We start from the raw sequence: 14,641 nt of genomic DNA, 5'->3' as shown, positions 1-14,641 counted from the left end.
ATGGCCGATACTGGACGGGTTATGGACATCGTCATCCTTGCTGTAGTCATCGCCGTGGTCGTGCTCGGCGCGCTCGGCGGGCTCATCATCGGCAGCCGGCGCAAGAAGCAGCTGCCCCCGCCGCCGCCCGCTGCCCCCGACATCACCGCCCCTCCGGCCGAGCCGCAAGTCGGCGACGAGGCCGAGACGCCGCGCGACGAATCGCGCCGGACCATAGAGGAGGTGGATCTTCCCGACGGCTCGACCGGGGTCGCCGTCGAGGAACCGCCCGTCGTCGAAGAGCCCCCGCCGATCGAGATCGAGGTACCGGAGCCCACAGCCGGCCGCCTGATCCGACTGCGCACCCGGCTCTCCCGCTCCCAGACCGCCCTCGGCAAGGGGCTGCTCACGCTCCTGTCGCGCGAGCACCTCGACGAGGACACCTGGGAGGAGATCGAGGACACGCTGCTCACCGCCGACGTCGGCGTGCAGCCCACCCAGGAGCTGGTCGAGGGGCTGCGTGAGCGCGTGAAGGTCCTCGGCACCCGCACGCCCGAGGAGCTGCGCGGCCTGCTGCGCGAGGAGCTGCTCAAGCTGGTCCGCACCGACATGGACCGCGTGGTCAAGACCGAGCCGGAGACCAGCAAGCCCGGCATCGTGATGGTGGTCGGCGTCAACGGCACCGGCAAGACCACCACCACCGGCAAGCTCGCCCGCGTCCTCGTGGCCGACGGCCGCAGCGTCGTGCTGGGCGCCGCCGACACCTTCCGTGCCGCCGCCGCCGACCAGCTCCAGACCTGGGGCGAGCGCGTCGGCGCCTACACCGTGCGCGGGCCGGAGGGCGGCGACCCCGCCTCCGTCGCCTTCGACGCGGTGAAGGAGGGCAAGGAGATGGGGTCGGACGTCGTCCTCATCGACACCGCCGGACGCCTGCACACCAAGACCGGCCTCATGGACGAGCTCGGCAAGGTCAAGCGGGTCGTCGAGAAGCACGCGCCGCTCGACGAGGTGCTGCTCGTGCTGGACGCGACGACGGGGCAGAACGGCCTGGTCCAGGCCCGTGTCTTCGCCGAGGTCGTCAACATCACCGGCATCGTGCTCACCAAGCTGGACGGCACCGCCAAGGGCGGCATCGTGATCGCCGTCCAGCGCGAGCTGGGTGTGCCCGTGAAGCTGGTCGGACTCGGCGAGGGCGCCGACGACCTGGCGCCGTTCGAGCCGGAGGCGTTCGTGGATGCGCTTATCGGAGAGTGACCTACGAAATTCGTACCTCTCGGATGGAAGAAGCGCCCGCCCCCCAAGGTGCAGTTGGGGGACGGGCGCTTCGCTGTGTACGGCTGTGAGGGCTGTGCCCGGTGGTATGCGCTACGCGCGCGACCGATGCGCCACGTAGGCCAGCGTCCCGAGCAGCAGCCGCGCGGCCGGCGGTTTCGTGGCCGTGTCCAGCTGTGGAGCCCGCAGCCAGCGCACCGGCCCCAGTCCGCCCCGGTCGGACGGCGGGGCCGTGATGGACGTGCCGGGGCCGAGGCCGCGCAGGTCGAGGTGGGTCGGGTCGTCCCAGCCCATGCGGTAGAGGAGCTCGGGGAGCTCGGCGGCGGCGCCGGGGGCGACGAGAAACTGCGCGCGGCCGTCGGGCGTGGCGGTGACCGGGCCGAGGGGGAGACCCATCCGCTCGAGCCGGGCCAGCGCTCGGCGTCCGGCCGGCTCGGCCACCTCGATCACGTCGAACGCCCGCCCGACCGGCAGCAGCACCGAGGCACCCGGGAACTCCGACCACGCCTTGGCGACCTCGTCGAGCGTGGCCCCGGCCGGGATCTGCGGCGCGAAGTCGAGGGGGTGTGCGCCGGGCGCGCCGCAGTCGGAGCGGCCGCACGAGCAGGCACCCGCAGCGGCTCGCGCGCCGGGCGCCACGTCCCAGCCCCACAGCCCGGTGAACTCGGCGACGGCGGTGCACTCCGAGGCGCGGCCGCGTCGACGCGTGCCGGACCGGATTTCCCGGATGCCGCCGATCGTGAAGCCCATGCCCCCTCCAACGGGTCCAGCGCGCCGGTGGTTACGGCGCGGAACCAGAACGTGACCCTGTGTGTTCCCGAAGAGCCGGTTACCCTCCGACGCCGTTCGGTTCACGCGGCGCTTGGAAGCATTCAGGGTTGTGGACTCGGCGACGCGCGCCTCAGCGTGCTTCGCTCCGCCCACTTCCGGCCGTCCTATGTCAAGTGAATCGTGAGGAGGCGTCCGTTAGTTCATTCGAAGGGGTGGCGAATGGTGGCGTTTCCCGGATCGCCATGGTTGGAGGCGTGATCGTAGGATTACCGTGAGTGCACGGACCCTCGGGGCACATGCACTCGTGGGTATGCCGGGGGCAAGTCGGCTTTCCGTTCGAAGGGTGACAACTGCCGGACGGGAGACCGTATTTACCGGCATTCTGATAGGGCTTGGCGCACTCGGTGACAAGTGGTCCAAGGGATGGGGGCGTTCCAGTGAGCGGCAACAGCGGAAGCGGTACGAGCGCCGGTGACGCAGCGCACGCTGCCAAGAGCCCGAACGAGCTGCTCGCCTCCTGGTTCGTGCGCAGCGGCTGGTCGAAGGGCGAACTGGCCCGCCAAGTGAACCGTCGCGCACGCCAGTTGGGTGCCAACCACATCTCGACCGACACCTCGCGCGTACGCCGCTGGCTCGACGGTGAGAACCCCCGTGAGCCGATCCCGCGGATCCTGTCCGAGCTGTTCTCGGAGCGGTTCGGCTGCGTCGTCTCCGTCGAGGACCTCGGCCTGCGCGCGGCGCGCCAGTCACCCTCCGTGTCCGGTGTCGACCTGCCCTGGACGGGCCCGCAGACGGTGGCCCTGCTCAGCGAGTTCTCACGCAGCGACCTGATGCTGGCGCGGCGTGGCTTCCTCGGGAGCTCGCTGGCCTTGGCTGCGGGCCCGGCCCTCATCGAGCCGATGCAGCGTTGGCTGGTCCCCGCGCCGTCCGCCCCGCGCCAGGAGTCCCGGCCCGTCCCGTCCTCCCGTGCGCGTGGTCGGCTGTCCAGGCCCGAGCTGGACCTGCTGGAGTCCACCACCGTGATGTTCCGGCAGTGGGACGCCCAGTGCGGCGGCGGACTGCGCCGCAAGGCGGTCGTGGGGCAGTTGCACGAGGTGACCGACCTGCTCCAGGAGCCCCAGCCGGAGTCCACCACCAGGAGGCTGTTCAAGGTCGCCGCCGAGCTGGCGGAGCTGGCCGGCTGGATGTCGTACGACGTGGGGCTTCAGCCCACCGCGCAGAAGTACTTCGTGCTCGCGCTGCATGCCGCCAAGGAGGCCGGTGACCGGCCGCTCGGCTCGTACATCCTGTCCAGCATGAGCCGCCAGATGATCCACCTCGCCCGGCCCGACGACGCCCTGGAGCTGATCCACCTCGCGCAGTACGGCAGCCGGGACTGCGCGAGCCCGCGCACCCAGTCGATGCTGTATGCGATGGAGGCCCGCGCCTACGCCAACATGGGTCAGCCCGGCAAGTGCAAGCGGGCGGTCCGGATGGCCGAGGACACCTTCTCCGAGTCCGACGAGTGGGACGAGCCGGACCCCGACTGGATCCGCTTCTTCTCCGAGGCCGAGCTGTACGGCGAGAACTCCCACTCGTACCGCGACCTCGCGTATGTCGCCGGCCGCAGCCCGACGTACGCCTCGCTGGCCGAGCCGGTCATGCAGCAGGCCGTGGACCTGTTCGCGAAGGACGGCGAGCACCAGCGGTCGTATGCGCTGAACCTGATCGGCATGGCCACGGTGCACCTGCTGCGGCGCGAGCCCGAGCAGGGCGTGGTCTACGCCGAGCACGCCATGCAGGTCGCCAAAAAGGTGCGCTCCGAGCGCGTCAACACTCGTATTCGAAAGACGGTCTACACGGCCGTACGCGACTTCGGGGATCTCGCCGAGGTCGTGGACCTGACGGACAAGCTCGCCGTGGAGCTGCCGGAGACCGCGGAGGCGGTCTGACGGCCCCGGGCGAATCCCGCGAAACCCCAGAACCCCGGCCGCGGCCGGCCCTCCCGAACTGCCCGACTCGGCTCCCCCATGCCAGGTCATCGGAAGGCCGCCGCGGCCGGCCTTTTCTTCCTTCAGTGAAGGTTGCGCCACGATAACGATCCGACAGCCGGAGATCCGGCAGTTCATCGACGCGTAACACGCAAGGCGCCTTCGTCACGGCGGCGAAACAACGAGGGGCTTCCACCGAAACCGCGCTGCGCCAATGTCATGGCGCATAACCGGCCCACCCCTCATTCCGCTCAGGCTTCGCCCGCACGGGGCCGTACCAATCGACGAGGAGACGCCGATGGCATCAGCCGCCATCACGCTTGCGGCGGACGCACCCACGCTGTCGTCCGCCAACACAGGCTTCATGCTCATCTGTTCCGCCCTGGTGATGCTCATGACCCCGGGCCTGGCCTTCTTCTACGGAGGCATGGTCCGCGTCAAGAGCACCCTGAACATGCTGATGATGAGCTTCATCAGCCTCGGGATCGTCACCATCCTGTGGGTGCTGTACGGCTTCTCCATGGCGTTCGGCACCGACTCCGGGAGCCTCATCGGCTGGAACTCCGACTGGGTCGGCCTCGGCAACATCGGCCTGACGGAGCTGTGGCCCGGCTACACGATCCCGGTCTTCGTGTTCCTGGTCTTCCAGCTGATGTTCGCGATCATCACGCCCGCCCTGATCAGCGGTGCCCTCGCTGACCGCGTGAAGTTCAGCGCCTGGGCGCTGTTCATCGCCCTGTGGGCCACCGTCGTCTACTTCCCGGTCGCGCACTGGGTATGGGGCGCCGGCGGCTGGGCCTTCGAGCTCGGTGTGATCGACTTCGCCGGTGGTACGGCGGTCCACATCAACGCGGGTGCCGCGGCGCTCGGCGTGATCCTCGTCATCGGCAAGCGCGTCGGCTTCAAGAAGGACCCGATGCGTCCGCACAGCCTGCCGCTGGTCATGCTCGGCGCCGGTCTGCTGTGGTTCGGCTGGTTCGGGTTCAACGCCGGCTCCTGGCTCGGCAACGACGACGGCGTCGGTGCGCTGATGTTCGTCAACACCCAGGTCGCCACCGCCGCCGCCATGCTGGCCTGGCTCGCCTACGAGAAGATCCGCCACGGCGCGTTCACCACGCTGGGTGCCGCCTCCGGCGCGGTCGCGGGCCTGGTCGCCATCACCCCGGCCGGTGGCGCGGTCACCCCGCTCGGCGCGATCGCCGTCGGTGTCATCGCCGGTGTGCTGTGCGCCATGGCCGTCGGCCTGAAGTACAGGTTCGGCTACGACGACTCCCTCGACGTCGTCGGCGTCCACCTGGTCGGCGGTGTCGTCGGCTCCCTGCTGATCGGCCTCTTCGCCAGCGGAAAGGGCCAGTCCGAGGTCAAGGGCCTCTTCTACGGTGGCGGCCTCGACCAGTTCTGGAAGCAGTGCGCCGGTGTCTTCGCGGTCCTGGCCTACTCGCTGATCGTCTCCGCGCTCCTCGCCTTCATCCTCGACAAGACCATCGGGATGCGGGTCTCCGAGGACGACGAGGTCGCCGGCATCGACCAGGCCGAGCACGCCGAGACCGCATACGACTTCAGTGGCGCCGGTGGCGGTGCCGCCCGTACCGCCGCCGCCCCGGCACCGGTCGCCGCGGCCGCGAGCAAGAAGGTGGACGCATGAAGCTCATCACCGCTGTCGTCAAGCCCCACCGGCTCGACGAGATCAAGGAAGCCCTCCAGGCCTTCGGGGTCCACGGCCTGACGGTCACCGAGGCCAGCGGCTACGGTCGTCAGCGGGGCCACACCGAGGTCTACCGCGGTGCCGAGTACACCGTCGACCTGGTCCCGAAGATCCGCATCGAGGTCCTGGCCGAGGACGATGACGCCGAGCAGGTGATCGACGTCATCGTCAAGGCCGCCCGCACCGGCAAGATCGGTGACGGCAAGGTCTGGTCCCTCCCGGTCGAGACGGCCGTACGGGTCCGCACCGGTGAGCGCGGCCCGGACGCGCTCTGAAGCAGGAAAACAGAACAGGAGTCGCTGGGTGACGGGCACGGACGTTCGTAAGGATGCAGAGGACTCGGGACCCAGCGGCTACGCGGCGGCCCGGCTGCGCCTCCTCACCGCGGGGGCGCCGTCCGGGCCGCCGCGCCGTAGCGCCCTCGCGGAGCTGACCGACGACTGGCTGACCGGCCTGTTCGCCGCCGGCGCCGAGGGGATGCGCGGAGTCTCCCTGATCGCCGTCGGCGGTTACGGCCGCGGGGAGCTGTCCCCGCGCAGCGACCTGGACCTGCTCCTCCTGCACGACGCCGGCGACAGCCAGGCGGTGGCCGCGCTGGCCGATCGCATCTGGTACCCGGTCTGGGACCTCGGCCTCGCCCTCGACCACTCCGTGCGCACCCCCGCCGAGGCCCGCAAGACGGCCGGCGAGGACCTCAAGGTCCAGCTGGGCCTGCTGGACGCCCGGCACATCGCCGGCGACCTGGGGCTCACGGCCGGGCTGCGGACGGCGGTCCTGGCCGACTGGCGCAACCAGGCACCCAAGCGGCTGCCCGAACTCCAGGAGCTGTCCGCCGAACGCGCCGAGCGGCAGGGAGAGCTGCAGTACCTCCTGGAACCCGACCTCAAGGAAGCCCGCGGCGGCCTGCGGGACGCCACCATCCTGCGCGCCGTCGCCGCCTCCTGGCTGGCCGACGCCCCTCGCGAGGGCCTCGACGACGCCCGGCGCCGGCTGCTCGACGTGCGGGATGCCCTGCACCTGACCACCGGGCGCGCGACCGACCGGCTCGCACTGCAGGAGCAGGACCAGGTCGCCGCCGAACTCGGCCTGCTCGACGCCGATACGCTGCTGCGGCAGGTGTACGAGGCGGCGCGGGTCATCTCGTATGCGAGTGATGTCACTTGGCGTGAAGTGGGGCGCGTATTGCGCTCGCGCGCTGTGCGGCCGCGTCTGCGCGCCATGCTGGGTGGCGGGAAGCCGACCACCGAGCGCTCCCCGCTGGCCGAGGGCGTGGTCGAGCAGGACGGCGAGGTGGTGCTCGCCCGCGCCGCGCGCCCAGAACGCGACCCCGTGCTCCCGCTGCGCGCCGCTGCCGCTGCCGCGCAGGCCGGACTTCCGCTCTCCCTGCACGCCGTACGGCGCATGGCGGCCGCTGTCCGCCCGCTGCCCACGCCCTGGCCCGCCGAGGCACGCGAGCAGTTGGTCACCCTGCTCGGCTCCGGCAGCCCCACCGTCGACGTCTGGGAGGCGCTGGAGGCCGAGGGGCTGATCACCCGCCTGCTGCCCGACTGGGAGCGGGTCCGCTGCCGTCCGCAGCGCAACGCCGTGCACATCTGGACCGTCGACCGGCATCTGATCGAGACGGCCGTGCGCGCCTCCGAGTTCACCCGCCGTGTCCACCGCCCCGACCTGCTGCTGGTCGCCGCCCTGCTGCACGACATCGGCAAGGGCTGGCCCGGCGACCACTCGGTGGCCGGCGAGATCATCGCCAGGGACGTGGCCGGGCGCATCGGCTTCGACCGCGACGACGTGACCGTGCTCTCCACCCTCGTACGGCATCACCTGCTCCTCGTCGACACGGCCACCCGGCGCGACCTGGAGGACCCGGCCACCGTGCGCTCGGTCGCCGACGCGGTCGGCTCGCAGGGCACGCTGGAGTTGCTGCACGCCCTGACCGAGGCGGACGCCCTGGCCACCGGTCCGGCGGCCTGGTCGTCGTGGCGCGGATCCCTGGTCGCCGACCTGGTGAAGCGGGTCGCGGCCGTACTCGCCGGGGACGACCCCGACGAGCCCGAGGCTGCCGCGCCGACCGCCGAGCAGGAGCGGCTCGCCCTGGAGGCGATCGCCACCGGCAGCCCGGTGCTGGCGCTGCGCGCCCAGACCGAGCCGCCGACCGGGGAGCAGCCTGCCGGCGACCCCGAGCCGCTCGGCGTGGAGCTCCTCATCGCCGTACCGGATCAGCCGGGCGTGCTGCCCGCGGTGGCCGGCGTCCTGGCGATGCACCGCCTGACCGTCCGCACCGCGGAACTGCGTGCCCTGGACCTCCCGGACGGCGTCGACGGCTCCGTCCTGCTGCTGAACTGGCGGGTCGCCGCCGAGTACGGCTCCTTGCCGCAGGCCGCCCGACTGCGCGCCGACCTCGTACGCGCCCTGGACGGCTCACTGGACATCGCGGGCCGTCTCGCCGAGCGGGACGCGGCGTACCCGCGCCGCCGGGGCGTGGTGGCGCCGCCACCGAGGGTGTCCGTCCACCCGGCCGCCTCCCGGCTGGCCACGGTGATCGAGGTGCGGGCCCAGGACGCCCCCGGGCTGCTGTTCCGGATCGGCCGGGCGCTGGAGGACGCGAGCGTGCGGGTGCGCAGTGCCCATGTCAGCACCCTGGGCGCCAACGCCGTCGACGCGTTCTATGTCACAGGCCCGGAGGGGGCGCCGCTGCCCAGGGAAGAGGCGGCCTCCGTGGCGCGCAAGCTGGAGGAGACATTGCGGGGCTGAACGGGGGATCCCGACAACCTGCGCCGCCGGGATACCCTGGAGGGCGATTGCCAGCCGCCACCGACCCCGAGGACCGCGAGCGCCGTGTTCGATACTCTTTCCGATCGCCTCTCAGCGACTTTCAAGAACCTGCGCGGCAAGGGACGGCTCTCCGAGGCGGACATCGACGCGACCGCGCGCGAGATCCGCATCGCCCTCCTCGAAGCGGACGTGGCACTCCCCGTCGTCCGCACGTTCATCAAGAACGTCAAGGAGCGTGCCCTCGGCGCCGAGGTCTCCAAGGCGCTGAACCCGGCCCAGCAGGTCCTGAAGATCGTCAACGACGAGCTCGTCACGATCCTCGGCGGGGAGACCCGCCGCCTGCGGTTCGCCAAGCAGCCGCCCACCGTGATCATGCTGGCCGGTCTGCAGGGTGCCGGTAAGACCACCCTCGCGGGCAAGCTCGGCCGCTGGCTGAAGGAGCAGGGCCACTCGCCGCTGCTGGTGGCCTGTGACCTCCAGCGCCCGAACGCCGTGAACCAGCTCAGCGTCGTCGCCGAGCGCGCCGGCATCGCGGTCTACGCGCCCGAGCCGGGCAACGGCGTGGGTGACCCGGTCAAGGTCGCCAAGGACTCCATCGAGCACGCCAAGACCAAGGTCCACGACATCGTGATCGTGGACACCGCCGGCCGCCTGGGCATCGACCAGGAGATGATGCAGCAGGCCGCCGACATCCGGGACGCGGTCTCGCCGGACGAGATCCTGTTCGTCGTCGACGCGATGATCGGTCAGGACGCGGTCAACACCGCCGAGGCCTTCCGCGACGGCGTCGGCTTCGACGGCGTGGTGCTCTCCAAGCTCGACGGTGACGCCCGCGGTGGTGCCGCCCTGTCGATCCGGCAGATCACCGGCAAGCCGATCATGTTCGCGTCGAACGGCGAGAAGCTCGACGAGTTCGACGCCTTCCACCCGGACCGGATGGCCTCGCGCATCCTCGACATGGGTGACCTGCTCACCCTGATCGAGCAGGCGGAGAAGACGTTCGACCAGGCCGAAGCCCAGAAGATGGCCGAGAAGCTGGCCTCCAAGAAGGGCCAGGACTTCACCCTCGACGACTTCCTGGCCCAGATGGAGCAGGTCAGGAAGATGGGCTCCATCTCCAAGCTGCTCGGCATGCTCCCGGGCATGGGCCAGATGAAGGACCAGATCAACAACCTCGACGAGCGGGACGTCGACCGCACGGCCGCGATCATCAAGTCGATGACCCCGGCCGAGCGCCAGGAGCCGACGATCATCAACGGCTCGCGGCGGGCCCGTATCGCCCGCGGTTCCGGTGTCGAGGTCGGCGCGGTCAAGAATCTCGTCGAGCGGTTCTTCGAGGCCCGCAAGATGATGTCCCGCATGGCCCAGGGCGGCGGTATGCCGGGTATGCCGGGGATGCCGGGCATGGGTGGCGGTCCCGGCCGGACGAAGAAGCAGCCGAAGAAGGCCAAGGGCAAGCAGCGCTCCGGCAACCCGATGAAGCGCAAGCAGCAGGAGCAGGAGGAGGTGGCTCGCCGGGCCGCCGCCGCTGAGGGCGGCGCCTTCGGGCTGCCGGGCCAGCAGGGCGGGCAGGACTTCGAGCTGCCGGACGAGTTCAAGAAGTTCATGGGCTGACGGTTCGATTCGGACGGCTGTCCGGTCCCGTAGGGCCATCCCGTCTTCTACGTCGCTGGGGGCGCCCCTCGCTCTGGGGGCGCCCCAGCGCATGCCACGGCCCGGTATCTGCCGTAACGTCCAGATATGAGCAATGCCGCGCCGCCGCGCAAGGCTCCTGACCAGCCGTGGCGCACCGAGGGCACGCCGGACGAGTCGCCCCGGCGGCCCCGCGGTCGACGGATGCGCGGCCGCTGGTGGGGCCTGCTCCTCACCGCGGTGATCGTCTTCCTGCTCGCCTACGTGGGACTGACCTACCTCGACCGCGGCAACGAGCCGACGATCTCGTACACGGAGTTCAGCAGGCAGGTCGACGCCGGCAACGTCTCCAAGATCTACTCCAAGGGCGACGCGATCCAGGGCGAGCTCAAGAGCGCCCGGGACAACCCCGACGGCGACGGCGACTACACCAAGTTCAAGACCCAGCGCCCCGCCTTCGCGGACGACGAGCTCTGGCAGGACCTGAGCAGCCGCGATGTGACGGTGACCGCCGAGCCGGTCGTGCGGGAGCGCGGCGTTCTGTCCAACCTGCTGTTCTCCCTGATCCCGATCGCGCTTCTGCTCGCAGTCTGGATCTTCGTCGCCCGGCGCATGGGCGCCGGCCTGGGCGGCGCGGGCGGCATGCTCGGCCGCAAGGCGCCGCCGAAACCGGTGGAGCTCCAGCCGGGCACGGAGCGCACGACCTTCGCCGACGTGGCCGGCATCGACGAGGTCAAGGGCGAGCTGGACGACGTCGTCGACTTCCTGGAGCATCCCGACGCCTACCGCAGGATGGGCGCGAAGATGCCGCGTGGCGTGCTGCTCGCGGGCCCGCCCGGCACCGGCAAGACCCTGCTGGCCCGCGCGGTGGCGGGCGAGGCGGGCGTGCCGTTCTTCTCCGCCTCGGCCTCCGAGTTCATCGAGATGATCGTCGGCGTCGGCGCCTCCCGCGTCCGGGAACTGTTCGCCGAGGCCCGCAAGGTGGCACCGTCGATCATCTTCATCGATGAGATCGACACCATCGGACGGATGCGGGGCGGCGGCGCGTCGGTGAGCGGCCACGACGAGCGCGAGCAGACGCTGAACCAGATCCTCACGGAGATGGACGGCTTCTCCGGCTCCGAGGGCGTGATCGTCATCGCGGCGACGAACCGCGCCGACATCCTGGACCCGGCGCTGACCCGTCCCGGCCGCTTCGACCGGGTGGTCAGCGTCGCACCGCCGGACCGCGGTGGGCGCGAGGCCATCCTGCGCATCCACACCCGCGAGATCCCGCTCGCCGAGGACGTGGACCTGACCCAGCTGGCCCGCACCACCCCGGGCATGACAGGCGCGGATCTGGCCAACCTCGCCAACGAGGCCGCTCTGCTCGCCGTCAAGCGCAAGCAGGATCAGGTGACCCAGCCGGACCTGTCCGAGGCCCTGGAGAAGGTGCAGCTGGGTGCCGAGCGCACCCTGGTGATGCCCGAGGAGGACCGCCGGCGCACCGCGTACCACGAGAGCGGACACGCCCTCCTCGGCATGCTCCAGCCGGGCGCCGACCCCGTACGCAAGATCACCATCGTGCCCCGCGGCCGGGCGCTCGGGGTGACGATGTCGACCCCCGAGGTGGAGCGGTACGCGCACTCGGAGGGCTATCTGCGCGGGCGGATCATCGGCGCCCTGGGCGGCATGGCGGCGGAACAGGTGGTCTACGAGGTCGTCACCACGGGCGCGGAGAACGACCTCGAACAGGTCAGCAACATCGCGCGCGCCATGGTCGCCCGCTGGGGCATGAGCGAGCGCGTGGGCCGGCTGTCCGCCCTGCCCAGCGACGCCCAGCAGGCGTACGGGCTCGCGGCGGCCCCGCAGACCCTCGACGTGATCGACGCCGAGATGCGCCGGATCGTCGACGAGTGCTACGAGGAGGCCTGCCGCAAACTCCGGGACCACCGCGGGCAGTTGAACGCCCTGGCCGAGGCGCTGCTGGAGAACGAGACGCTGGAGGAGGCCGCGGCGTACCGGATCGCGGGGATCACGCGGCTGAAGAAGGACGACGCCCAGTAGGGCTCAGGGCACGCGGGCGATCAGGTACCGGAACACGTTCGGCATCCACACCGTGCCGTCCTGCCGCAGGTGCGGATGCAGCGCCTCCGTCACCTCCTTGTCCACCTGGGCCTGGTCGGTCGCCGCGATCGCCGCGTCGAACAGCCCCGTCGACAACAGCCCCCGTACGGCACTGTCGACGTCCGCGTACCCGAACGGGCAGGCCACCCGCCCGGAACCGTCGAGCCTGAGGCCCGCGCGCTGGGCGACCTCCTCCAGGTCGTCGCGCAGGGCGGGGCGCCAACTGCCCGTACTGCGCAGCGGATCGGCCAGCTTGGTGGCCACCCGCAGCACGGACGACGTGGCGCAGCGCTCCGGCGGGCCCCAGCCGGCGAGCACCACGGGTGCCCCCCGCTCGGCGAGCGGCGTCACGGCCGCGAGCGCCTCACCGAGCCCTTCCGAGTCACCCGCCAGGCATCCGATGGGCTCGAACGCGGTCACCAGCGTGTACGCGGGCGTCCGTGCGTCGGCCGCGGCGGCCAGGTCGCCGGGCGAGCCGTCCACGAGCCGTGCCTCGCCATGCGCGCGTGTGCCCCACGCCTCGGGCAGCAACCGCTGCCGCGCGAGGGCCAGCCGTTCGTGGGAGGAGGACTCGACACCGGTGACGGCCGCGCCTCTGGACGCCGCCATCAGCAGGGCGAGGCCGCTGCCGCAGCCGAGACCCAGCAGCCGGGTGCCGGCGCCCACTTCCACTCGCTCGTAGACGGCCTCGTAGAGCGGAACCAGCATCCGCTCCTGGATCTCGGACCAGTCACGCGCGCGTGCACTCGGGTTCACACGGGGCGTCGCGCCCGCATGAGGTGGGTGCTGCCGCACGAGCGTAGGTGTCATCTAAAGCGCCCCAATCCGCCGAGAGTTGTCGCTGTACCTGATTCATCGGCCCCCGTGACATGCGCTCACATCCCCCCCCGTATGCCAGGAAACTCCGCACCCGCCGCTGCGTCCAGGGGTCGCGGAGCCCGGCTTGTGACATCCCTGCGTTCGTGGCCAAAATTCACATTCCGGCAACGTGGGCCCGTACCATCGCGCCATGGCAAAGGCACCCGTACTCACGCCACGGGCGGACGACTTCCCGCGCTGGTACCAGGATCTGATCGCCAAGGCGGAGCTGGCCGACAACGGCCCGGTGCGCGGCACGATGGTCATCCGGCCGTACGGGTACGGGCTGTGGGAGCGGATGCAGGCCGAGATGGACTCCCGGATCAAGGAGACGGGCACGCAGAACGCGTACTTCCCCCTCCTCATCCCGCAGTCGTATCTCACGCGCGAGGCGGACCACGTCGAGGGCTTCGCGCCGGAGCTCGCGGTCGTCACGCACGGCGGCGGCAAGGAGCTCGAGGAGCCGGCGGTCGTCCGCCCCACCTCCGAGATGATCATCAACGATTACTTCTCGAAGTGGGTGCAGAGCTACCGCGACCTGCCCCTGCTGATCAACCAGTGGGCGAACGTGGTCCGTTGGGAACTCAGGCCGCGCCTCTTCCTGCGCACGACCGAGTTCCTGTGGCAGGAGGGCCACACCGCGCACGCCACCTACGAGGACGCCCGCGACTTCGCCGCGCACATCCACCGCGCGGTCTACGAGGACTTCATGGTGAACGTCCTCGCGATGGACGTCGTCCCCGGCCGCAAGACCGTCAAGGAGCGCTTCGCAGGCGCCGTCAACACGCTCACGCTCGAAGGCATGATGGGCGACGGCAAGGCGCTGCAGATGGCCACCAGCCATGAGCTGGGGCAGAACTTCGCGAAGGCCTTCAACACCTCGTACCTGTCGCAGGACGGCACCCAGGAACTGGTGTGGCAGACCTCCTGGGGCTCGACCACCCGCATGATCGGCGCCCTGGTGATGATGCACGGCGACGACGACGGCCTGCGGGTCCCGCCGCGCCTCGCGCAGATCCAGGCCGTCGTCCTCGCCATCAAGGGCGACGAGGCGGTTCTGGCCAAGGTCCGCGAGATCGGCGACCAGCTGAAGGCGGCCGGTATCCGCGTCCACGTCGACGACCGCACCGACACCCCCTTCGGCCGTCGCGCGGTCGACTGGGAGCTCAAGGGCGTGCCCGCCCGCATCGAGGTCGGGCCCCGCGACCTGGAGAACGGCACCGCGATGCTGGCCCGCCGCATCCCCGGCGGCAAGACGCCGGTCGCGATCGAGGATCTTGTACGACTGCTCCCCGCCGTCCTCGAGGAGGACCAGGCGCTGCTGCTGACCCAGGCCCGCGAGCGCCGCGAGTCCCGCACCACCGAGGTGACGACGATCGAGGCGGCCGTCGAGGCGGCCGTCGCCGGTGGCTGGGCCCGCATCCCGTGGGCGACTCTCGGCGAAGAGGGCGAGGCCAGGCTGGCCGAGCACGCGGTGACCGTGCGGTGTCTGGTCGCCGAGGACGGGTCGGTGCCGGACGCCGAAGAAGCACCCGGTAACGTCGCCGTCGTGGCGCGCGCATACTGAGACGACGCC

10 protein-coding genes are annotated in these 14,641 nt (G+C 70.9%); 8 read left to right on the top strand and 2 right to left on the bottom strand.

Annotation, left to right across the window (positions count from 1 at the left end):
- Positions 1 to 21: 21 nt before the first annotated feature.
- Positions 22 to 1,233: a signal recognition particle-docking protein FtsY gene (gene ftsY, locus OHO27_RS11625; RefSeq protein WP_328422946.1), complete on the top strand. Its 1,212-nt coding sequence runs from the start codon at positions 22 to 24 to the stop codon at positions 1,231 to 1,233.
- Between the two features lie 111 nt (positions 1,234 to 1,344).
- Here the strand turns inward: ftsY and OHO27_RS11620 are convergent, their stop codons facing one another.
- Positions 1,345 to 2,001 (bottom strand): bifunctional DNA primase/polymerase, encoded by a 657-nt coding sequence (locus tag OHO27_RS11620; RefSeq protein ID WP_328422945.1) that lies wholly within the window; start codon positions 1,999 to 2,001, stop codon positions 1,345 to 1,347.
- A gap of 458 nt (positions 2,002 to 2,459) precedes the next feature.
- Here OHO27_RS11620 and nsdA point away from each other — a divergent pair, with 458 nt between their 5' ends.
- The 6 genes from nsdA to ftsH all read left to right on the top strand — a co-directional run bounded on the left by nsdA (position 2,460) and on the right by ftsH (position 12,147).
- Complete coding sequence (gene nsdA, locus OHO27_RS11615; protein ID WP_328422944.1) at positions 2,460 to 3,953, top strand: transcriptional repressor NsdA; 1,494 nt, start codon at positions 2,460 to 2,462, stop codon at positions 3,951 to 3,953.
- A gap of 337 nt (positions 3,954 to 4,290) precedes the next feature.
- Positions 4,291 to 5,637, top strand: coding sequence for an ammonium transporter (locus OHO27_RS11610; protein ID WP_328422943.1), 1,347 nt, complete (start codon positions 4,291 to 4,293; stop codon positions 5,635 to 5,637).
- A complete protein-coding gene (locus OHO27_RS11605) occupies positions 5,634 to 5,972 on the top strand; it encodes a P-II family nitrogen regulator (protein WP_328422941.1) in 339 nt (112 codons plus the stop codon). Before OHO27_RS11610 ends, OHO27_RS11605 begins: the two co-directional genes overlap by 4 nt.
- A 28-nt stretch (positions 5,973 to 6,000) precedes the next feature.
- On the top strand, positions 6,001 to 8,448 hold the full coding sequence (locus OHO27_RS11600; RefSeq protein ID WP_328422939.1) for a [protein-PII] uridylyltransferase: 2,448 nt from the start codon (positions 6,001 to 6,003) through the stop codon (positions 8,446 to 8,448).
- 84 nt (positions 8,449 to 8,532) lie between these two features.
- Positions 8,533 to 10,083, top strand: a complete 1,551-nt coding sequence (ffh, locus tag OHO27_RS11595) for a signal recognition particle protein (protein ID WP_328422937.1) — start codon at positions 8,533 to 8,535, stop codon at positions 10,081 to 10,083.
- A 126-nt stretch (positions 10,084 to 10,209) separates the two neighbouring features.
- The gene (ftsH, locus tag OHO27_RS11590; protein WP_328422935.1) at positions 10,210 to 12,147 is read left to right on the top strand and encodes an ATP-dependent zinc metalloprotease FtsH; all 1,938 of its coding nucleotides are present in this window, start codon (positions 10,210 to 10,212) and stop codon (positions 12,145 to 12,147) included.
- Between the two features lie 3 nt (positions 12,148 to 12,150).
- Here ftsH and OHO27_RS11585 read toward each other — a convergent pair whose 3' ends face one another.
- Positions 12,151 to 13,017: an SAM-dependent methyltransferase gene (locus OHO27_RS11585; protein ID WP_328422933.1), complete on the bottom strand. Its 867-nt coding sequence runs from the start codon at positions 13,015 to 13,017 to the stop codon at positions 12,151 to 12,153.
- A 199-nt stretch (positions 13,018 to 13,216) separates the two neighbouring features.
- Between OHO27_RS11585 and proS the strand changes: the two genes are divergently transcribed.
- The gene (gene proS / locus OHO27_RS11580) at positions 13,217 to 14,632 is read left to right on the top strand and encodes a proline--tRNA ligase (RefSeq protein WP_328422931.1); all 1,416 of its coding nucleotides are present in this window, start codon (positions 13,217 to 13,219) and stop codon (positions 14,630 to 14,632) included.
- The last annotated feature ends 9 nt before the right edge of the window (positions 14,633 to 14,641 follow it).

The organism is Streptomyces sp. NBC_00443 (assembly GCF_036014175.1).
In the GTDB taxonomy this organism is placed as follows: domain Bacteria; phylum Actinomycetota; class Actinomycetes; order Streptomycetales; family Streptomycetaceae; genus Streptomyces.
Note: the sequence above shows the minus strand (reverse complement) of the source record. Positions and strands in the feature narration are given on the sequence as shown.